This window comes from Mycobacterium sp., from assembly GCF_052144515.1.
Lineage (GTDB): Bacteria > Actinomycetota > Actinomycetes > Mycobacteriales > Mycobacteriaceae > Mycobacterium.
This window is the reverse complement of the sequence record NZ_JBKQQD010000033.1, coordinates 1-20709: the sequence shown is the minus strand read 5'-3', so window position 1 is coordinate 20709 and position 20709 is coordinate 1. Positions and strand designations below refer to the sequence as shown.

Genomic DNA, 20709 nt, shown 5'->3' with positions numbered 1-20709 from the left:
GTGGCAGAGGCATTAGAGGTGAGCTCGCGCCGAAGTGTCGACTAGGGCATCGGCGTGAGGGCGAGCTCGGTGCGGCCCGCCACATCGACGGTGATCGCCAGTCGGCCGCGGTCATCGGCCACCACTTCGTCGTCGAGCGTGCCACTCAGGCGGTAACGCGCGCGGGGGACGAGCCGTTCGACGCCAAGCTCTGCCCGTGTCGGGCCTTCGCCGGGGCGCAGCACCAGGTGAAGGTCGGTGCCGTCGGTGCGCGTCGACGCCACCAATACCTGCGGATAACTGGCACCTTCCAGGACGGGACCCGCTAATACCGCCGCGCCCGGGCCATCGGCGATCAGCGCGCGGTGACCACCGGGCGGATTGAACCGGGCGAGTGCAAGCATCGCGTTCATGTTCGTCGACAGTTCGTCGTACCACCGGGTGCCGCCGGCCTGGGCGGGTGGCAGTTGGCGGTCTAGCGATGCCGCTAAGAGCTGATAGAGCTCGGTGTCGCCCATTTCGGCGGCCGCCCACATCACCGGGGCAAAGGCACCCAGGTGGGTCTTGCGGTAGTTGCCGGTGTCGATGGCATCCCAGCCGCGCAGCGCGATGGCCGGCTCGGGTCCGGTGGTATCTATGAACTCGCGGCGCGCGATAGCCCAACAGCGTTGTGCGAGGTCAGGATCGAAGGCGTGCAGCATGCTGGCCAGTCCGCAGTCTGCGATCGTGGACGTGAGCATCGGAATGGTGACGCCCAACCGTGCCGATCGAATTGCGGTCACCCGCCCGTCCGGGGTGATGAACTCTTCGCGGAGGCGGCGACGGAAGCGGTCGCCGATCGATTCGACGAACCGAGTGCCGTGCAATCTGTCCGACATCGCCAGAGTGTTGATGCCAGTCATGTTGCAGGCGCTGTAAATCCAGTTCGGCTCGCAGGGGAACAACGTCATGCCCGACCGTTGCATGTTGTCGTGGACGGCCGCGGCGACCATGTCGTGGGTGTACGGCCAGGTGCGCTTGCCGAGCCGGAAGGGCAATGCACCGCTGCGGCGGTAACTGTCGTCGCCGGTGTTGGATTCGTAGGCGCCCAGCATCGTTCCGAGGTAGCCCGACAACATGATGTTGTCGCGCTTCATCGGGTCCCAGTCCAGGCTGAGGTTGCCCCACGTCTGCTCGAAGGCCCAGTAGCGCCAGATCGGCGGCAGTGTCAGTTTGTCGATCAGGTTGCGTTGTGCGGCGGAAAAGTAGCCGTGAAACGACGGTGCGTAGTGCAACTGGGCCATCGCGAGCGCCCATTGCATGAAGTTGAGTTGATAGCGAATCGCCGAGGTCTGGAACTGGTCTATCTTCGTGAAGCCGTCGAACTCGCCGAGCGGCTGCAGGGACCGGTCGAGCAGGGCTCGCAAGACCGCGAGGTCGTCGGTCGAAAGTTCATTGCGAACAGTGTCTTTGGGTCGGGGATCGATGCGCGGCACGGTCGCCAGGTACTGGGCCCGGACGTGGCCCCTTTCCTGCGCGGCGCGGAAGGCGCGACGCCGGGCAACGGTGCCGGCCGCCGCGGCGCCGATCAGTGCCGCCGGCACCGCCACGCGGGCGCCGTTCCACGTCGTGCGTCCGCGGGCGGCCTGCTTGCGGGCATTGAAGGCCGCCGCCACCCATAGCAACGGCGGCAGCACGATGTTCCCGCTGCCGAACCAGGCCACCAACGAGGCGGCGAACGCTCCCAGGGTCGCCAGGAACCGCAGTGGGCTTCGGGTGTAGACGTAACCGGCGCCGGGCGCCAGCGTGCCGACGGCAAGCGCGCGGGTGCCCGGCCGCTTGCTCAGCGCCGATGCCGCGATGGCCACGGCGGCAAGTGTTGCCCCACTAATTCCGGCGCGCCGCAACAGTGCTCGAACGGCCGGGCCGTTGGGCTTCTCGGGGACCGTCAGCGGGTATCCGACCTTCGCGTCTTGCCCTCGTTCGACCGTCGATGTGCTCATTCCTGCTCCCTATATCGGCAGCCCGTCACCGCGAATCGGCCCGCTCGTCAACCACCTTCGGTGGCGACCACCGCGCCGTCGCGACGGGCGACTCGCGCGTGCCCCGGCGTGAAATCTTGCGAAACGCGGCGCCGAACAGGGACGCCACCAGCACGCAGCAAGCCATCAGTCGCACCGACCCGTCATCAACATCGGGCCCGTGCCGCGTCCGCCGGGGCGTCGAATCCGTGAGGCGAGAATGGGGTCCCCTCGAGAGATGGACAAGTGTGGTCGTGCTGCAGTGTAATACCGACGCGAGCCGTCGGCAATACACCGGATCCCGTGAAAGTAACGCCTAGACTGCACTGAAGGAAAGGACGTGGATGGGTGCCAACCGAGTCGGCGTCGTAACGGCGGTAACACCAGAAAATACTCCGCCGCAACGGAGTTCGACGGCCGGCCGTCGGCGGGACCCCACGATCGACACCAGGCTCAGGCAGGCGGCGCGCATGCTGTATGGCCGGGAGGGATGGGCCGGGTTGCATTTCGAGGGAGTGGCGAGGGCGGCCGGCGTCAGCAAGGACGCGGTGTACCGGCGTTATTCCGACGCTCAGTCGCTGCTGCTGGATGCGCTGGCGGACCAAGCCCTCCCCACGCTCGCCGGTGATCTACCGGTCGAGGAGGCATTGGTCGCGTACGCCTGCGAGGTCTTCTCCTACTTCGCCAGCGGCAATGGATACGCCAATCTACGGGTTCATATCGACGGAGCGCAGTATCCGGATGTCCTGCAACAGTACCGCCTCCGGGTGGTGGAGCCGCAGATCGGGCAGGCCGTGCGTGTGCTGGAACGCGCGCGCGATGACGGACAAATGCACCCGCAGACCTCATGCACGGCCGTGATCGAGGCGCTGGGCGGAGCCGTCATGGTCCATGCGCTGGCAACGGTGCCGACCCATGGCGAGGACGTCGGTGCACCCAATACCGCCACGGTGCTCCAGCTCACCGCATTCGTCCAGCAGATCCTTTATGGACGGCTGACCGACCGGCCGGACCACGTCAAATCTTCAGCAGGGCGCCGCCGTCCACGGCCAGCTGCAAGCCGGTGACGTAGCGCGACTCATCGGACGCCAGGAAGACGACGGCGTGCGCGATGTCGTCGGGTTCGACGTACGGGATCGGCATCGCCTGCATGCGGGGGAACGCCTGCTCCACGTCGGCGCGGCTCGGCGCGGGCAGATCCTTGCGAAACGCCTTGTACATGGGCGGGCTGTGCAGCATGTCGGTGTTGCAGTTGGTCGGGTGGACGGCGTTGATGCGGATGCCTTGCGTGGCCACCTGCCGGGCGAGGACCACCACGTACTGGCTGATGAACTGCTTGGCCAAGCCGTATCCAGCCCCGCCGGGGCCGTTGCCCGGATTGTTCACCGCATTGGGCAGCATGGCCGCCACCGAACCGGTCGCGATGATCGACCCGCCGGCCGACACCAGCGGCAGGGCGACGTGGATCGTGTTCAGCACGCCGACCAGGTCGACGTCGACCGCGTCGGCGAAGGCGGACACCGGATAGTCCGGTCCTATCGGGCAGATGCCCGCGTTGGCAACCACGATGTCGAGCCGTCCGAATGTGCTGACCGCCGAAGCCACCGCCTGCTGCAGCAAGGGTCGGTCGCGCACGTCGACGGCCGCCGCGACGGCGCGTCGGTCGAATTTCTCGACGAGGCGGACGGTCTCGTCCAGGTCCTCCGGCGTGGCCATCGAATAGCCGACACCGGGAATGTCGGCGCAGATGTCGAGGAGGATGACGTCTGCGCCTTCCTCCGCCAGGCGCGTCGCATGGCAACGACCTTGTCCGCGTGCGGCGCCCGTGATCAGCGCTACTTTGCCCTCAACCCGCCCCACCGCAAAACCTTTCAATCGCCCGGTTCCCGCATGGCGGTCGCACGTGGGACCGCGAACGCAAATCGTATTACGTGGTTAGTCTATTGTCACGGCGCGCGGCTCACGAAGGAGGACGGTCACATGCCTGGGGTTTTGGACGGAGTCCGCGTCATCGAGTTGGCGACCTGGGGCTTCGTTCCCTCGGCGGGCGTCGCGTTGGCGGACTGGGGCGCCGAGGTGATCAAGGTGGAGCATCCCCTGCACGGTGATCCCATGCGCGGGCTCATCAGCGCGGCGTTGACTCCGCCGGGTCAACGGCCGGTCCACTACATGTTCCAGACATTCAGCCGCAACAAGGCAAGTGTTGGAATCGATTTGACGAGCGATTCCGGCCGCGAGGCGCTCTATCGGCTCGTCGCCGGCGCCGACGTGTTCTTGACCAACTATCTGGCACCCGTGCGACGCAAGCTTCGGGTGGACGTCGACGACCTGGCACGGGTGAATCCGAAGCTGGTCTACGCCCGGGGCAGCGGCCTGGGCCCGCTGGGCGAGGAAGCGGACACCGGCGGCTTCGATCTGGCGTCCTATTGGTCGCGCGGAGGAATGGCCTACGTCAGCACCCCGGCCGAAGCCGAGTACCCGCCGCCGATGCCGGGAGCGGCCTTCGGCGACCTGCAGTCGGGGCTTTACGCCGCCGGCGGTGTGGCGGGGGCGCTGTTCGCGCGCGAACGCACGGGTGCGTCGCAAGTCGTCGACATCAGTCTGCTAGGCGCCGCGGTGTGGGGCACCGCCCCGCATATCGCCGCGTCGTCGTTGTTCGACATAGATGCCATGCCAAGCAGCGACCACCACGCGGCGCACAATCCGATCTCCAACACCTACCGGACCCGCGACGGCCGGTTCGTCGCCCTGGTGATGCTGGAATCGGACCGGTTCTGGGCACCGCTGGTCGAACTCCTCGGCCGACCGGATCTGGCGACGGATTCGCGCTTCGCCGATGCCGCCGCACGAAGTTCCAACAGCACGGCATGCATAGCCGAACTCGACGCCATCTTCGCGGCCCGCACGGCCGACGAATGGTGGGAGGTGCTGAGCCGGCAACGGGGGGTCTGGGCGATCGTCCAGTCGCCGCGGGAAACACGTTGCGACCCTCAAGTTGTCGCCAACGGCTACGTCGGATCGATGGACGTCGACAACGACGCGTCCCTCACCGTCGCGATGCCGCCGGTTCAGTTCAACGGCGACCAACCGAGGCCCCGCCCGGCGCCGGAGCTGGGCGCCGACACGGACCGGGTCCTGCTCGAGCTGGGCTACGACTGGGACCAGCTGGTGGAGATGAAGGTCGCGGGCGTCATCACCTGACGGTTGCAGAACGTGTCTACGGGCCTGTTAATATAACCTGGTTAGTTAAATGTGCTGGAATGTGCATCGGATGGCGCGGCGCGAGGCGACGTATGGATCTCCCGGACCAGATGCGGGCGCGGATCTCCGCCCGCGGTGGGGACCCGTTGCTGTGCTACGACGGGTCATGGCACAGCCAAGACGAGTTCCGCGCCGTCGCCGGGCAGATCGACTCGGCGCTGTCGGCCGGGGGCATCGGACCCGGTTGCCCGGTGGGCGTGTACATGCGCAACCGGCCCGGTCCGGTTGCGGCCCTGGCCGTTTTGCTGGCCGGTCGCCGACCGCTGGTCGTCCTCAACCCCGCGATGCCCGACGCGACGGTCGGACAAGACGTCGGTTCACTGCGGCCGGCGGCCGTCGTGGCCGACTCGGAGGATTGGCGCCGCGCGGCGGTGGCCGAGGCGGTCGGCGACACCGGCGCGCTCGGGATCCGGGTCGACTTCGCCGCCGGAAGTGACGACGCGGTCGACGTGATCTTCGAACGCGCCCCGGGCCACGAGCACGCCTTCGACGACGGCGTTGCGGTTTTGGTGCCCACCAGCGGAACCACCGGGCCACCCAAGCGAATCCCGTTGCGCTATCAAGAGATCGAGCATGCGCTGCGCGGCGCCCAAGAGCACTACATGAGCGGGAGCGCGCGTGCGGGCAGCGTTCGCGGGGCGGGGGTGCAGATCTGCGCCCTTCCGCCGACCAACATCAGCGGGCTCTGGGCGCTGATCACCGCACTCAGTGGCGGTGGGCGAATCCTGTTGCAGGACAAGTTCGAACCCGAGACGTGGTCGCAGGCCGTGGCGAAATACCGGCCGCGATCGGTGTCACTGCCCCCGGCGGCACTGCGAATGATCCTCGACGCCGGTGTGGATCGAGACAAGTTGTCGAGCCTGAAGGCGGTCTGGGCCGGCGCCGCGCCCGTGGGCTCGGACCTCGCAGACGCGTTCGAGGGGGCCTACGGCTGCCCGGTTCTGCTCAGCTACGGCGCGACGGAGTTCACCGGTGGAATCACGGGGTGGTCGCTGCGGGACTGGCAACTATGGAAGGACACCAAGCGCGGCAGCGTCGGTCGCCCCCATCCCGGCGTCGAGATCGCCGTCGTCGATCCCGAAACCGGAGAAGACCTCCCGCCGGGACGGTCCGGCATGCTGCAGGTCCGCTCGGCGCAGGTGGCCGGCGGCGACGGCCGATGGGTCCGCACCAACGATCTGGGCAGCGTCGACGAGGACGGCTTCGTCTGGATCCACGGACGAGCCGACGACGTGATCAACCGCGGCGGCTTCAAGGTCTTTCCCGCCGAGATCGAGGACTGCCTGGAAGCGCATCCGCAGGTGCGTGAGGCGGTCGCCTTCGGCATTCCCGACGAGCGACTCGGGCAGGTGCCGGTCGCGGTGGTTGTGGCGCAAGGTGCCGTGAGCCCCGGTGAGCTCGTCGCCTGGGTTAGGTCCAGGCTGCCCGCATACAAGGCGCCGGTGCAGGTGTCCGTCACGGAGTCCATTCCACGCAACGCGGCGATGAAGGTGCTGCGCGGCCAAGTTCGCCGCCAATTCGAAGACCTTGCCGCGCAATCCAACGAGTGCAGAACCGGGAGGTGATCAGGCGGTGGGCGCGACGGGGCCTTCATCGGACCCTTCATCGGGCAGATGGCGGGTCGAAGCGGCCTGATGACCTTAGTCCCTAACGACGCCTACACTCGTGGGTGGGCTTCATAACTAACCAAGTTAACTATCAGGAGGCCGACGTGCCGTTGCAGGACTACATGCAGTTGATCTCTGTCGACGACCACCTCATCGAGCATCCGCGCATCTGGGCTGACCGGCTCCCCGCCAAGTACCGGGCGTTGGGACCGCGCATCGTGGAAGTCCCTCGGGCCAAGGGCGGCCCGCCCAGCCAGGTGTGGGAATACCAGGGTCAGACGTACCCGCAGATCGGCCTCAACGCCGTGGCGGGAAAGAAGCCCGAAGAGTTCGGCATCGACCCATCGCGGTACGACGAGATGCTGCCCGGCTGTTACGACCCGGTTCAGCGGCTTGCCGACATGGACCTCGACGGCGTGGAGGCGGCGCTGTGCTTCCCGTCGTTCCCCCGCTTCGCCGGGACGGTGTTCTTGGAGGGCGACGACCGCGACGTCGCGCTGGCCAGCGTCAAGGCATACAACGATTTCATCCTGGACGAGTGGTGTGCCGCCGCGCCAGATCGATACATCCCGCTGGTCATCTTGCCGTTGTGGGACGTCGACCTCGCGGTGGGGGAGGTGCATCGCACTTTCGCCAAGGGCGCCAAGACCATCGCGTTCCCGGAGAATCCGTCGCCGCTGGGTCTGCCGTCGGTCCACACCGATCACTGGGATCCGCTGTTCAGCGCGGCCGAGGAGTACGACCTGCCGTTGTCGATGCATTTCGGCACCTCGGGCATCTCGCCCAAGCCGTCACCGGAATGTCCGATGGCGGTCAGCATCACGCTGTTCAGCTGCAACTCGATGTCGGCGCTGACCGATCTGCTGTTCTCGCCTGTTTTCCATCGGCATCCCAGGCTGAAAGTGGCGCTGTCCGAAGGCGGCATCGGCTGGGTGCCCTACATGCTCGAGCGCGCCGACTATGTATGGGAGCGGCATCGCTTCTACCAGAACGTCAACCAGGAACACCGGCCGTCGGAGCTGTACTACAGGCACGTGTATTCGTGCTTCATCGACGACCGTCACGGACTCGGCGCCCGCGACGAGGTCGGGTTGGACAACATCCTCTGGGAATGCGACTACCCGCACTCGGATTCCAACTGGCCCAACAGCCGCAAGGTCGCCGAGGAAGTGTTCGCGAAGGTTCCGGACGAGGACGTCCATAAGATCGTCGAACTCAATGCCAGGCGAGTGTTCAACTTTCCACGCGCCGGCAAATGAGCGTGGGGCCGGTCGAGCCCATCTCGCCCGAGGACATGCCGGGTGCGTCGGACTGGGGCGACGAGGACCTGCTGACCATCGCCGAAGCGTCGGAACGACTGGCCCAGGAGATCGACGCGGCGCGGCGGCGGATCCGCCACGCCGAAGAGGTTCTCGGCGACCAGGAGTCGCCGGCCGCCGCCACGGTGTCCGCCGAACGCAAACGCTTGGCGGACCTCATGAGCGCGGCCGAACGCATCCGGGCGGCTCGGGCGCACGCGCCGAAGTGATCGCGTCGGCCGAACCGGAGGAAACAAGCGGCCCCATCGACGCCGTGGTCTTCGATATGGGCGGCGTGCTCACCGTCGATCCGTTCGAGGCCTGCCGGGTCTACGCCGCCGAGTTGGGCGTCCCCACCAACACTTTCGTCGACCAGTTACGCGGCCCGGAATTCGCCGACGTGGAAACCGGCCGGCGCTCGGTGCGGGAGTTCCTCAAGTTCGCGTGTCGTGACGTCGAGCAACGGTTAGGGGTACGCGTCGACATCCGTTGCCTCGCCGATTGCCTGGCCGCGGGACAGCGGGTGCGCCCCGAGATGGTCGCGCTCATCGAGGACCTCGTCCGCGGCGGCGCGAAGGTCGGCGTGTTGACCAACAACGCCAAAGAGGCCAGATCCTGGTGGACCAGCGGTGTGCTGCCGATCGACACCTTCGCGGCCGTTGTCGATTCCTCGGAAGTCGGCCGGCGCAAACCCGACCCGGTGATCTTCGCGCTCGCGGCCGAGCGCATCGGGTGTGCGCCCGACCGGTTGCTGTTCTTCGATGACGCCGAGGAGAACGTCGTCGGGGCGGCGGCCTGCGGCCTGGTCGCCCGGTTGTTCACCGAACCCCTTGCGTGCCGGGGGGAGTGTGCGAAACACGGACTGCTGTGACGAATGGCGTTTGTGCCACAGGCCACAGTCAAATACTATAACCAGGTTAGCGTTACTCGGTTGGCGACGTGATCTGTGAAGGCGAGATGTCGGGACGAGTTCTGGTTACCGGAGGCACCGGCGCGGCGGGCGCCGCGACGGTCAAATGGCTGCGGCGAATGGGCGCCGATGTCGTCATTCTGGCCAGGCGCAGTCCCGCGGTGCCCGTCCCCGGCGTGACCTATGTGGCCGCCGACATCCAGGACCCGGAACGGGTGTCGCGCGCGGTAGCGGGCTGCGATGCGATAGTCCACTTCGCCTGGACGGTCTCGGCGATGCAGAGCGCAGCAGTCGCGGAGGGCATCGACATCGGCGGCACCACAAATCTGTTGCGCGCGATGGGCGATCACGATTGCCGACGGATGGTGTTCGCCTCCTCGATCACCGTGTACGGCGGGCATGCCGACCACCCGCAGCCGTACACCGAGGACGAGACACCGCAGCCGGCTGCGTCTTTCCACTACGAGCGCAACAAAGTGCGTGCCGAGAAGATGATCGCCGACTCCGGAGTGGACGCAGTCAACGTGCGCCCCACCGTGATCGTCGGCCGATCGGCCTGGAGCGCGCCGGCCAACATCTTCCGCCAACCGGTGGTGGTCACCCCCGGACGGGACGCCCGGATGCAACTGGTTCACGTCGACGACGTAGGCCGGTTCTGTGCGCAGGCGGCGCTCGGCGGTCCTACCGGGATCGTCAATCTCAACGCGGATGACGCGCTGTCCTTGACCGAAATGGCCCACATCGTCGGAAGGCCGGTGGTGAACTCCGGCGAGCGGTTCTCGCGGATGCTGGCCGGCTTGATCGGCAAGGCCCGCAATTACGAGTCCGTTCCGGATCTCATCGAGTTGTTCATGCACTACCCGCTCGGCGATACCCGCAGGCTCCGCGAGGACTTCGGCTTCGACTGCGCCTACTCGTCGGCCGAGGCCGTCGCCGACATGACCGACTGGTCGTCGGGCAAGTGGACCGTGGGCACGCGCTCGGTCCGCAAGCCCATCCGCCTGGCCGAACCGGTCGTCTTCCCGCGCGACACGTGTGGGCCGGACGGCAGCTCGGTGCGGATCGTCCCGCCGGAGTACACCGGCGAATTCGACAACGTCACCGGCGATCCCGCGTTGCCCGAGTGGAGCGCGGCGAATCTGTCCGAGGCATTCCCGGGTCCGATGACACCGTTCTCGCTGGCCCTGGCCAACCGCACCCTGTTCAGCGCGGCGAATTTGTTGGACCATCTGTTCCCGCTCGACGGGGAGCTGACGGCGATGGTCAGCGCCAAGCAGGTCGGCACCATCGGACACCGGTTCTACAACAACATGACGGTCATGAAGGAACTGGCGAACGCCATCCCGGGTCAGACACCGGAGAGCTTCGAGCACCAGATGAACGGCACCCCGTTGCCCGAGGGATACCGCCCGCCGCGGATGTCGGTCGCCGACGCCGTGGCCGGAGCGCGGGCGGCGGCCAAGGGCGGCCCGCAGATCGCCGGGCTCGGGCACGAGGTGTCCACCATGGAGCGGCGAGCCGAACGGCTGGTCGCCGACCGCCCCGACCTGGGGGCGCTCCGTGACCCGAAACTGCTGGCACGCATCGAGCTGGTCAGCGACATGGTGGTGCGGGCCTGGGACATCAACTGCATGAACACGTTTGTGGTCAGCCTTCCTATGAACCTCATCGCGCAGCGCTACGGGGACGACGTCGCGATGAATGTGCGGACCGGGACCCGGAATTTGCGCAGCGCGGCTCTTCTCGCGGGCGTGCGAGAGCTTGCCGACATCGTCGCGACGGACGACGGCCTGCGCCGATTGATCGAGGAGAGTCCGCGCGAGGTGGTGCTGGACAAACTGCGCAGCGACGCAACGGTTTTCGCCAGGAATTTCGATCGGTTGCTGGTCGACTGTGGACATCGCGGGCCCGGCGAGACGGAACTGAGCAACCCCGTCTATGCGGACGCACCGGAGCTGTTGCTGCGCTCGGTGATGGGGAGCATCCGGGCCGATCACGAGACCCCCAGGGCCCCCATGGCCGTAGTGCCGACGCCCGTGGGGCGAGCGCTGGTTCGCGTCGCCGTCGCCGCCATCGAGCGACGCGAACGCGGGCGCGACGTGTGCATGCGCATCACCCACGAACTCCGGCTGGCCCTGCGCGAATGGGGACGGCGGCTGGCCGGGCGCGGAACGCTGGCCTCGGCCGACGACGTCCACTATCTGTCGACGGACGAGATCTATTACCCGCCCGCGGAATCGAAGGATCTCGTCGCGCGCCGACGCGCGGAGCGTTCCCGGTTGGCCGCGCTGGATTACCCGGTTCACTTCCGCCAGCCCTGGACACCGGATCAGCGCAGCGAGGTCATCGACGGCGCGGTGGTCACCGGCCTGGCCGCGTCGCGGGGCACCGCACGCGGCCGGGTGCGGATCATGGGCCACGCCGACGACGACCTCGAACCGGGGGAGGTGCTGGTGGCCAACGTCACCGATACCGGGTGGACTCCCTTCTTTGGTTGCGCCGCGGCGATCGTCACCAACGTCGGCGGCCCGATGTCGCACGCCGCCATCGTGGCCCGCGAATTCGGGGTGCCGGCCGTGGTCAACACGCAGACCGCGACCCAACGCCTGAGGAACGGCCAACTGGTCGAGGTCGACGGTACGGCGGGCACCGTGCGCATCATCGACGAAGAACCGCCTACGGTGTAGGAAGGGACGAATACCGTGGCAACTAAGGGTGATTACGGTCATCGCACCCTCGTCGGAACGTTTGACCCCACCGGGGACGACTCCGATCCGACCCGGACCTACTTCGGCCTCTCGCTGTCGATCACCTGGTTCTACCTCAACTTCCGTGACGTCGATGGCAAGCTGCACTTCGCCTACCGCGGCGTGCTCGGCTTGGAGGGATCGCTGCACGGCACGTGCTTCGAGTCCCGGGACGGCGCGCTCCGCAAAATGACCATGCCGACCGGACGGGAGTTCTTCCGCGGGCCGGTCGTGACCACCGCCTCCGACGACGGGTACCGCATCGCGAGCAAACCCCCCGAACCGGGCTACGCCACCGGGCAACCGTTCGAGATGGCTCGCACCGCAACCGACTTGCGATACCGCGAAGGGGAGGAATTGCAGTTCAGCGGCCGGCGGATCGGACCGGGAATGCAGGTGTACGTGCCCAGCGGACCGACGCCGCTGTTCTACACGTCTCTGCTGCACCGGGTTTCGGGCACGGCGTTCGGAAAGTCCGCGGAGGGCTTCCTGTGGCTGGACCACTGCTACCTGCCGCCCGGGGTGACATGGCGCAACAGCGACTTCTTCAAGGGGGTCGAACTCGCGTGGACGCCGTTCGGCGCGGAGTTCTCCGATGGCTCCGTCGAAATGGGTCATATCTGCTACGGCGCCGACGGCTTCAACTTCGCCATGATCGTCGACGGCGACGGCGACGTCGTGCACGCGACCTCGAACGTCGGCGCGCGCGACATCAAATACAAGCCGAACACCTTCCCCGAGCATATGTATTACGAAGTCGACGGGGTCGACTGGGAATGGTCGGCCGTCGATGACGGCGAGTTGCCCGAGCAGGCCTCGGGGCACGACTTCTACCGGTCCTCGGAGGGCTACCTGCGCCGCGCCGGGGAGACCCGCGCGCCGGTGGTGTACCACTCGTACAACGAGTTCTTCCCGCCGGCGATCAGCGCATGGGAGAAGACGGGACGGATCATCGGTCGGTGAGCAGCGACATTCAGGCGGGAAGGCCGCCGCGAGTGGGGCCGCTGCTGCGGCCCGCGCCCACCCGCGACGAGGAGGAGTTCTGGCGCTCGGGTGCCGACGGCCGGCTGCGGATGCAGCGCTGCCGCGGCTGCCGGCGCTGGCAGCACCCGCCGAATCCGGTCTGCTTCCAGTGCCTTTCCCGCGAGGTTGCCTTCGCGCCGGTCAGCGGCAGCGGTACCGTGCATTCCTTCACGATCAACCACCAGCCGTGGCTGCCGCATCTGCGCGACCCGTACGCCGTGATCGTCGTCGAACTCCACGAGCAGCCCGGGCTGCGCTTCGTCAGCCGCCTGGTGGACACGGACATGGCAGAGGTTCGGATCGGGCTGCGCGTGCGGGTCGTCTTCGAGCCGTTGGGTGAGGGCCTGTTCGCGCCGCTGTTCACCGCGGCGGGGGAGGACCGGTGATGACGCGCCCCGAGCGGCAGGCGGTGATCCGAGGTTTCGGCTCGTCTCAGGTCGGCCGCAGACTGGCGGCCAGTGAGATGGGGTTGACCGTCGACGCCTGCCTGGCCGCGCTGGCCGACGCGGGCGTCGACCGCGGCGAGATCGACGGCCTGGCAACCTTTCCCGGTGGCGGTTTCGACACTCCGGGCCTGGCCGGTCCGGGAGCCGACGAGGTCCATGCGGCGCTTGGCTTGGAAACCAACTGGAAGTTCGGCGGCGCCGAGGGCGGCCAACTGAGCGCGTTCTTCTCGGCCTGCCTCGCGGTGGCCACGGGACTGGCCCGGCACGTGCTGGTCTACCGGACCGTCGGTGAGGCATCCGTCCAGGGCGCCGCGGGGCGGGCGGGGGCGCTCGCCGGTGCGGCCGATACCGCCGTTTCGGGCTTCCGGCGTTGGCTCGCGCCGTTCGACGCGCACTCGCCGGCCAACTGGATCGCGCTGTACGCGCAGCGCCACATGCACGAATTCGGCACCACGCGTGAGCATTTGGGCATGATCGCGGTCAACAACCGGCGGAACGCCGGCGGCAATCCGAACGCGGTGTACCGCACGCCGATGACGATCGACGATTACTTCAACGCCCGGATCATCAGCACACCGTTCGGCATGCTCGACTGCGACGTCCCCTGTGACGGGTCGGTCGCGTTCGTGGTCTCGCACGTCGACACGGCGGACGACGGGCCGCATCCCGCGATCGGCATCGAGTCGATCGGGTGGGCCATGCGCCACCGGCCGCTGTGGGATCAGTGGGCCGACATGACGGAGATGGCCGCCTGGGACGCCGCGGCTCACCTGTGGGAACGAAGCGACCTGGGTCCCGACGATGTCGACCAAGTCCAGCTCTACGACGGGTTCTCCTTCCTTCCGCTGGTGTGGCTGGAGGCATTGCGCTTCTGCGGCAAGGGGGAGTCGGGTCCGTTCCTGGCGTCCGGCAACCGCATCGCGCTGGATGGTGAGCTGCCGTTGAACACCGGTGGCGGCCAGCTGTCGGCGGGTCGGCTGCACGGCTGCGGATTGCTCTACGAGGCGTGCGTGCAGCTGCGCGGCCAGGGTGGCGACCGGCAGGCGGGCCGGCCCGACACGGTGGCGGTCGGTGTCGGCGGGGGACCCACGGCCGGGGCGGCACTGTTGGTCCGCCGATGAGCACGGTCGTCCGTTCGGTGCGGGGAGAGGAGCGCGATGAGTTTCCGTGAAGACGGCAAGGTGTACCTCGAGGTCGGCGTCAACGAGGTGGTCGGCAAGGACGACAACCCGAACGTGCCCTACGGCGCCGAAGAGACGGCACGCAACCTGGTGGAGTGCATTCGGCACGGCGCCACGGTGGTGCACTTTCACGCCCGCCACGAGGACGGGCGGCAAGCGTGGACCGATGACGAGGTCTCGCGCACTGTCCTGGCGACGGCGGCGCGCGAGGTCGATCCGCTGGCCTACCCCAGCTACCACGGTAGCCTCGACCACATTTGGGCGCTGGCGCAGCGTCCGCCGACCGGCACCCGCCTGCTGCTCACCCCGTTCGATCCGGTCCAGCACGTCAAGCGAGTCCTGTGGGTGGAAGAGGAAAACCGTTTCGGTGTAGTGAGTTTCGGGCCCGACGATCCGAACAACTCCAATCCGCCTTACCCGCCGGAGCTGGATCGGTTCGCCGAGCTTGGGCTGGTGCCGAACATTGCCGTGTTCAACGCCGCCGACATGCGCTGGGTGGTGTTGGCCGCGCGCATCGGCATACTGCGCCAGCCGCTTAACATCAAGCTGTTCTTCTCCGATCGCTGGGTGTCCAACAACGACCCCGATCCCGATGTTATCGACTTCCTGATCTCGCGCATTCCCGCGGGAATCGATCACGAGACGGTCGTGGTCCCCTATGCGATGAGCTCGGCGGAACGGTGCCAGCACCTTTGGGGACGCGCACTCGACCGTGGGCTGGGCATCCGGGTCGGAATCGGCGACTGCCCGTGGGCGTTCCCCGCCGCGACCAACGCCGACATGGTCGACCTGGCGGTAGACCTGATCACGAAGCGGGGCTTAGCGCCGGCCACGCAAGCCGACCTGCGCGCCCGAGTTGGCGAGAGTCCAAAGACACCCCACGACAGTGAGAGGCCATCCCATGCGTGAGGCGAACGTCGACCCGGGGCAGTCGTTCGATCCGTTCACCCCGATGGTGGATCCCTACACCGCGCTGAAGGATGCGGCGTCGCGTTGCCCCGTCTTTCCCGTGCGCAACGGCGCCTACGTCGTCACCGGCGCCACCAACGTTGCTGCGGTCTTCAAGGACTCGTCCGCTTTCCGCAGCGAACTTCGCCCGCGCACGCCCGGAACTCAGCCCAGCATGGTGCATCTCGACGGCGAAGAACACACGCGCACGCGCAAGCTCGTCGTCAAAGCCTTCACACCGCGGGCGGTCAAGAACCTCGAAGATCCCACCTACGCGATCGCCCACGAGCTCATCGACCGCTTCGCCGCCCGCGGGACCGCGGACCTGTGCGCGGACTTCGCCTTCTTGTTGCCCGCCATGGTGATCGCGGAGCTGGTCGGCATCCCGGCCGGCGACCGCTCGAAATTCGTCAAGTGGGCGGACGACGCCATCACCGCCGCGGGGCCCGACTCCGGTGGATACGCCGAATCCGACCCCGCGCTGCGCCAGTACGTGTTGGGCATCATCGACCAGCGCCGCAAGACACCGGGCGAGGACCTGCTCAGCCGGCTGATCGGAGTGCACGACGGCGAAGATCGGCTCGCCACAGAGGAACTCGTCGCACTGGTACGGATGCTGATCCTCGCCGGCACCGACACCACCGCGAACCTGATCGGCTCGATGCTGCACTACCTGCTCTCCGACCGGACTCGTTGGGAGCGGCTGCTGACCGACCGCTCGCTGATTCCCAACGTCGTCGAGGAGACACTGCGCTGCGACCCACCACTGTATTGGGTGCCCCGGAGGACGGCCGGCAACGTGGAACTCGCGGGCACCACCATCCCGTCGGGAGCGCTGGTGTGCAACGCCGTCGCCAGCGCCAACCGGGACCCCGAGCTGGTCGAGCGGCCCGAAGAGTGGGACATGGACCGTCCGGCCGTCCGGAACCGCACCCATCAGACGTTCGGTTTCGGTGAGCACTTCTGCCTCGGGTCGTCGCTGGCGCGGCTGGAGGCCAGCGTCGTCCTCGAGGTGTTGCTGGACCGCCTGCCCGACATCGCACTCGCCGACGACTACGTGTACCTTCCGCACGGCCCGTTGATGATGCGCGGAGTCAAAGCCATGCCGGTGACCTTCACCCCGGCCCCGCCACGATGACGTCAGTGCGTTCCGTCGGTACCCAACTGCTCATCGACGGTGAGCTGGTGGGTGTCGGCCGCGAAGTCGGTCGTGAGGGACTGCTCGAATACACCACCGTCAAGTACATCGGTTGGCAGATCCCAGCCGTCGATTAATCCGGAAAGGACCAGGTATGCTTCACGTTTCGAAGGTCGGCGACCTCGATTTCGCCACCGCCGTCAGCTGTTACGAGCCGAATCTCGACATGCACCTGCCCACCGCGCGGCCGTTCGGCCTCACTGAGGAGTCCACCTACCTTTACGGCGGCTGGCGCGACGAGTCGGGTGCGCTGCACATCGTAGAGCGCAAGTTCTGCGGGCCCATGACTGCGGGGCTGTGGATGATGACCACGCGCTCCGGCAAAGTCAGCCTGGCCCCCGAGTCGCTGCAGACTGTGCGTGGCGAGGTCAAGCGTGAATACGCGGCCACCGAACATCATCTGCATGGCTCACTGCTCGGCAAGGCCGGGGGAGCGCCCGAAGAAGGATTCGACTACCGGCTCAGCCCGGGAGCGATGCAGTGGCGTGAGGGCACCATCCTGCAGCTGGACGCCGCGTTGGTCGGCCCCGGCATTCAGATCGGGTCGCTCGACCACGACGAACCGTTCTTCTACACCAGTGAGCTGTATAAGGCGCGCGGCACCGTTCTGGGCGAGTCGGTGGAGGGCTTCGTGTTCCTGGACCACGGCTACTGGCCGCACGGGCGGGACTGGAAGGAGTGGCGAATCTTCAACGGCACCCAGCTTTCGTGGTCGGCGTTCGCCACCGAGTTCGACGACGGCCACGTGGAATGGGGCCACGTCGCCATCGGTCGCCAGAAATTCAATTTCGTTGCGGTGGCCGATGAGAACGGCCCGCTGGTGATGGACGTCGACACCGCCGGCGGGATCGAACCCGACCCGGACGACTGGGCCCAGCGCATCGCTCACCAAGCCCATGACGGGCGCACCTGGGTCTTCGAGTTGGAGCCGGGTGGGCAGATGTCGCAGTTCTCGGCCGCGCGCTGGGGCGGCTATCGCGCTCAGGCCGGCCACATTCTCCGCCATGGCGACACCCGCGACGTCAAGGTCGCGTTCTCCTGGGGTGAGACCTTTATGGAACGCTGCCGCGAAGATGGTGTCGGGTCGGTCGACGACTTGCTTGCCGGGTCAGACAACACCAACCGGGTGTCGGCCTGACCGCGTCGAGGCGAGACGCCGCCGTTCTGCGCCCGGCGGTCAGGGTCGCTCGGGCAGACGGATCGAAGTCGCGGGGTCATGCGCCGCGCGCAGGTCGGGTTTAACGACCTTCGCTGTCGCGTTGCGGGGTAAGTTCGCGACGAAGTCGTACCAACGTGGGCGCTTGAACGCCGCGAGGCGATCGAGGCACCACCGGTCGAGCTCTTCGGCGGTCACCTCCTCGCGAGCGACGACCACGGCCTTGACGGCTTCGCCCCAGCGATCGTCCGGAACTCCGATGACTGCGCATTCCACTACCGCGCGATGAGAGGTCAGCACGGCTTCGACCGCGATCGAGTAGACGTTCTCGCCACCCGGCTTCACCATGTCCTTCTTTCGATCGACGAAGAAGATCAGGCCGTCGTCATCGGCGCGACCGAGGTCGCCTGTATGCAGCCAGCCGTTACGTAACGCCTCGGCAGACGCCTCTGGCAGGTTCCAATAGCCAGGCGTGGTCGCCGCCCCCCGGAAGCACAATTCACCAATCTGGCCGTGTGGCACCGGCTCGTCATCGTCGTCAAGCACCGCGGCGACCATGCCGAGCAGCGGTCGTCCGAGGACGGGTCCCGGCCGAAGACACTCGTCGCCGAACGCGACGAGCGCCATACCGCCCAGCTCGGTCGCACCGTACGACGTCGCGATGGTGACACCCGGAAGCGATTGCACGAGTGCGTCATTGGTATGTTGAGAAAACGCCAGCCGGATGCGGTCCAACGATCGACTCGCATCAGGATGCGCGACGAGGTCGAACGGGTTAGGGAACAGTGTGGCTACCGTGACCGCTCGCGTCCGAATCACCTCCCAGAAGCGCCCCGCATCGCCGGGTCCGTCGACCACATAGGTGCCTCCCGTGGCAAGAGTGGTGAACAAGAAGTGCAAGCCGGCGACGTGAAACAGCGGTAACTGCGCCCATACGACGTCCCGGCTCGACATACCCGTCGCATGGGCCCAGCCCGCGATGCTCGAAAGCCACCCGCGGTGCGTCAGCAGACAGCCCTTCGGCCGACCAGTGGTGCCGGAGGTGTACAGCTGGACCACGACGTCGTCAGACGAGGGGCGCAGGCCCCGGTATGGCTTCCCTGAGTCGGCGAGCTTCTCCAGATCTTCTCCGGAAGACCATGAAGGACGGTTCAGCAAGCCACCGGCCCGGGCGAGCGGTTCAAGTTCGGCTTGGACGAATGCGAAGCCGACATCGGCGTCGTCCGCTTGGAAGGCGAGGTCGTCCGCGGTGGCGCGCGGGTTCAGCGGCACCACGACCGCTCCGATCATGCTGGCTGCCAGGCAAATCTCGACGACTCCAGGGTCATTGGCGGCAAGAACCGCCATGCGGTCACGCGGCCGCACGCCTGCCGCGGCCAGCGCGCCGGCGAGGCGATCAACCCGATCGGCGAGCTCGCCATACGTGCGCGACATCTGCTCACCGATAATCGCATCCTTGTTTCGATACTGCGACCGGCCGCACGCGAGTATGTCGCTGACCACCATGTCGGCGCTGTGCACTGAACCTCCTCGATCGCAATGAGTTACAGGTATGCCTTCAGATGCGGCAGGGCTGATTCGGCTAGAGGTCCGTTGGCCCGCAAGCTCGTGGCGTCGTCCAGCCGCATACGACGCACGCCGACGCGGGCGAATTCGGCCGCGGTGCCCTCAATCCGGTTGGGCGCCCCCGGCCGGCCGAAGCGCCAGAGTTCGCCCGTCGGCGAGGACACCTCCACCACGAGATCGTCGAGCGGTGCCGGCATGGCCAGGCCGGCCTGCATCAAGGCATTCGGTATCGCTCGGTATGCGATGTGGCACACAGGGCGGAGCCGCTCGGTGTCCACCGGCTTCACGCCGAGTGCCATGAAGCAGTCGAGGCCGTGCGCCCAGGTCTCCATCAGGCGCGCCGTGCACAAGCTGGCCGCGGCCATTCGGTTGGGTCCCCACGGGACACGGGCGCCGGGATCGATTTGCCGGAACGCCTCAACTTCAGCGGTGCGTGCCCGTCGCCACCGCGCGAGTACCTCGCGACCGGACCTGCCCGCGCCGGGACTGCGAATGAAATCGGCGTCGCCGGAGCGCATCGCTGCTTCGAGTTCGGCGAACCGGGCTTCGCCTCCGCCGCGCAAAGAAGCCACAGCGACGAAGTCGAAAAAGGCGAGATGACCTATTTCGTCGCGAACACTCCAGCCGGCGGCTGTCGACGGCGTACCCCATTGCTCCTCGTCCAAGTTCCGCACGAGCTCATCTAGTGCCGTCTGCTCATCGGCAAGATCATCGACCATCGAGGAGCCCATTCCGTGCCCCCTGCTTACTGCATCGACGGACCGAGCACCCATCGGGCAGTCGTCGACCGCAATGGAGACGAGCCGGTTTACCCGCCCGCGCCCGTCATCACCGGCGGATAGGCCGGTGGCGGATAGTGGCCCCTGAGGATCCATGCAAACCAGTTGATGCCGTACTCGAACTCGTCACTGACGTCGTAGTCAAGAGTCGGATCCATGTCATAACCCTTCGAGGCCGTCGCTCGATCCTTGCTTCCGTTGGCTCCCGATTATTGCACTAACATAACTTCGTTAAAAGGGTCGGCCACGACGGCAGACGCCGGGAAGGTTGGACGATGAAGTTCAGTCTGATGCTGCCGCTACGGGGAGCGCTGGTGACGGTGCTTGCACTGGCCTTGCTGATGCCGGTCTCGACCGGCGCGGCCAAGGCCGCGGGCGTGGAAAACCTGATGGTCCCGTCGGCTGCCATGGGCCGCGACATCCCGGTTACGTTCATGGCCGGCGGCCCGCACGCGGTCTACCTCCTCGACGCCTTCGATGCGGGGGATCCCGTCAGTAACTGGGTGACCGCAGGGAATGCGATGAATACCCTTGCGGGCAAGGGCATCTCGGTGGTGGCACCGGCGAGCGGCGCCTACAGCTTCTACACCGACTGGGAGCAGGACGGCAG

Annotated in this window: 20 protein-coding genes; 15 read left to right on the top strand and 5 right to left on the bottom strand. The window is 67.0% G+C overall.

All coding sequences use genetic code 11. The features are described 5' to 3' along the window. Nucleotides 1-41: 41 nt before the first annotated feature. The gene (locus ACLP9N_RS01580) at nt 42-1961 is read right to left on the bottom strand and encodes a linalool dehydratase/isomerase domain-containing protein (protein WP_442405753.1); all 1920 of its coding nucleotides are present in this window, start codon (nt 1959-1961) and stop codon (nt 42-44) included. Between the two features lie 362 nt (nt 1962-2323). Between ACLP9N_RS01580 and ACLP9N_RS01575 the strand changes: the two genes are divergently transcribed. Continuing rightward, nucleotides 2324-3046, top strand: coding sequence for a TetR/AcrR family transcriptional regulator (locus tag ACLP9N_RS01575; protein WP_442405752.1), 723 nt, complete (start codon nt 2324-2326; stop codon nt 3044-3046). Here ACLP9N_RS01575 and ACLP9N_RS01570 read toward each other — a convergent pair. Continuing rightward, entirely contained in the window at nt 2997-3839 is an 843-nt protein-coding gene (locus ACLP9N_RS01570) for a mycofactocin-coupled SDR family oxidoreductase (RefSeq protein WP_442405751.1), read from the bottom strand. The genes ACLP9N_RS01575 and ACLP9N_RS01570 overlap by 50 nt on opposite strands. A 120-nt stretch (nt 3840-3959) precedes the next feature. On the opposite strand from ACLP9N_RS01570, the gene ACLP9N_RS01565 reads away from it, so the two are divergent. The 13 genes from ACLP9N_RS01565 to ACLP9N_RS01505 all read left to right on the top strand — a co-directional run bounded on the left by ACLP9N_RS01565 (nt 3960) and on the right by ACLP9N_RS01505 (nt 17736). After that, on the top strand, nt 3960-5180 hold the full coding sequence (locus ACLP9N_RS01565; RefSeq protein WP_442405750.1) for a CaiB/BaiF CoA transferase family protein: 1221 nt from the start codon (nt 3960-3962) through the stop codon (nt 5178-5180). Between the two features lie 92 nt (nt 5181-5272). Beyond that, the gene (locus ACLP9N_RS01560) at nt 5273-6805 is read left to right on the top strand and encodes a class I adenylate-forming enzyme family protein (RefSeq protein ID WP_442405749.1); all 1533 of its coding nucleotides are present in this window, start codon (nt 5273-5275) and stop codon (nt 6803-6805) included. A 146-nt stretch (nt 6806-6951) separates the two neighbouring features. Then, complete coding sequence (locus tag ACLP9N_RS01555; protein ID WP_442405748.1) at nt 6952-8106, top strand: amidohydrolase family protein; 1155 nt, start codon at nt 6952-6954, stop codon at nt 8104-8106. Beyond that, nucleotides 8103-8375, top strand: coding sequence for a hypothetical protein (locus tag ACLP9N_RS01550; RefSeq protein ID WP_442405747.1), 273 nt, complete (start codon nt 8103-8105; stop codon nt 8373-8375). The genes ACLP9N_RS01555 and ACLP9N_RS01550 overlap by 4 nt, the downstream gene beginning before the upstream one ends. Next, nucleotides 8372-9016 carry an HAD family hydrolase gene (locus ACLP9N_RS01545; RefSeq protein ID WP_442405746.1) on the top strand — a complete coding sequence of 215 codons (645 nt, stop codon included), beginning with the start codon at nt 8372-8374 and terminating at the stop codon, nt 9014-9016. Before ACLP9N_RS01550 ends, ACLP9N_RS01545 begins: the two co-directional genes overlap by 4 nt. Nucleotides 9017-9084: 68 nt before the next feature. After that, nucleotides 9085-11742: an NAD-dependent epimerase/dehydratase family protein gene (locus ACLP9N_RS01540; protein WP_442405745.1), complete on the top strand. Its 2658-nt coding sequence runs from the start codon at nt 9085-9087 to the stop codon at nt 11740-11742. 15 nt (nt 11743-11757) lie between these two features. Then, nucleotides 11758-12765 (top strand): hypothetical protein, encoded by a 1008-nt coding sequence (locus tag ACLP9N_RS01535; RefSeq protein ID WP_442405744.1) that lies wholly within the window; start codon nt 11758-11760, stop codon nt 12763-12765. After that, complete coding sequence (locus ACLP9N_RS01530; protein WP_442405742.1) at nt 12762-13211, top strand: Zn-ribbon domain-containing OB-fold protein; 450 nt, start codon at nt 12762-12764, stop codon at nt 13209-13211. Before ACLP9N_RS01535 ends, ACLP9N_RS01530 begins: the two co-directional genes overlap by 4 nt. Further along, entirely contained in the window at nt 13211-14392 is a 1182-nt protein-coding gene (locus tag ACLP9N_RS01525) for a thiolase family protein (protein WP_442405741.1), read from the top strand. The genes ACLP9N_RS01530 and ACLP9N_RS01525 overlap by 1 nt, the downstream gene beginning before the upstream one ends. A 36-nt stretch (nt 14393-14428) precedes the next feature. Beyond that, complete coding sequence (locus ACLP9N_RS01520; RefSeq protein ID WP_442405740.1) at nt 14429-15361, top strand: 3-keto-5-aminohexanoate cleavage protein; 933 nt, start codon at nt 14429-14431, stop codon at nt 15359-15361. Then, nucleotides 15354-16538: a cytochrome P450 gene (locus ACLP9N_RS01515; protein ID WP_442405739.1), complete on the top strand. Its 1185-nt coding sequence runs from the start codon at nt 15354-15356 to the stop codon at nt 16536-16538. Before ACLP9N_RS01520 ends, ACLP9N_RS01515 begins: the two co-directional genes overlap by 8 nt. Continuing rightward, a complete protein-coding gene (locus ACLP9N_RS01510) occupies nt 16535-16675 on the top strand; it encodes a hypothetical protein (protein ID WP_442405738.1) in 141 nt (46 codons plus the stop codon). The genes ACLP9N_RS01515 and ACLP9N_RS01510 overlap by 4 nt, the downstream gene beginning before the upstream one ends. A gap of 17 nt (nt 16676-16692) precedes the next feature. Then, nucleotides 16693-17736 carry a hypothetical protein gene (locus tag ACLP9N_RS01505; RefSeq protein WP_442405737.1) on the top strand — a complete coding sequence of 348 codons (1044 nt, stop codon included), beginning with the start codon at nt 16693-16695 and terminating at the stop codon, nt 17734-17736. A 39-nt stretch (nt 17737-17775) separates the two neighbouring features. On the opposite strand, the gene ACLP9N_RS01500 is transcribed toward ACLP9N_RS01505, so the two are convergent. The 3 genes from ACLP9N_RS01500 to ACLP9N_RS01490 form a co-directional block, all read right to left on the bottom strand. Continuing rightward, nucleotides 17776-19275 carry a class I adenylate-forming enzyme family protein gene (locus ACLP9N_RS01500; protein WP_442405736.1) on the bottom strand — a complete coding sequence of 500 codons (1500 nt, stop codon included), beginning with the start codon at nt 19273-19275 and terminating at the stop codon, nt 17776-17778. A 23-nt stretch (nt 19276-19298) separates the two neighbouring features. Continuing rightward, the gene (locus tag ACLP9N_RS01495; protein WP_442405735.1) at nt 19299-20051 is read right to left on the bottom strand and encodes a maleylpyruvate isomerase family mycothiol-dependent enzyme; all 753 of its coding nucleotides are present in this window, start codon (nt 20049-20051) and stop codon (nt 19299-19301) included. Nucleotides 20052-20128: 77 nt separating this feature from the next. Next, nucleotides 20129-20257, bottom strand: a complete 129-nt coding sequence (locus ACLP9N_RS01490) for a hypothetical protein (RefSeq protein WP_442405734.1) — start codon at nt 20255-20257, stop codon at nt 20129-20131. Between the two features lie 183 nt (nt 20258-20440). Between ACLP9N_RS01490 and ACLP9N_RS01485 the strand changes: the two genes are divergently transcribed. Then, a partial coding sequence (locus ACLP9N_RS01485) for an alpha/beta hydrolase-fold protein (RefSeq protein WP_442405797.1) occupies nt 20441-20709 on the top strand: 269 nt, incomplete at its 3' end.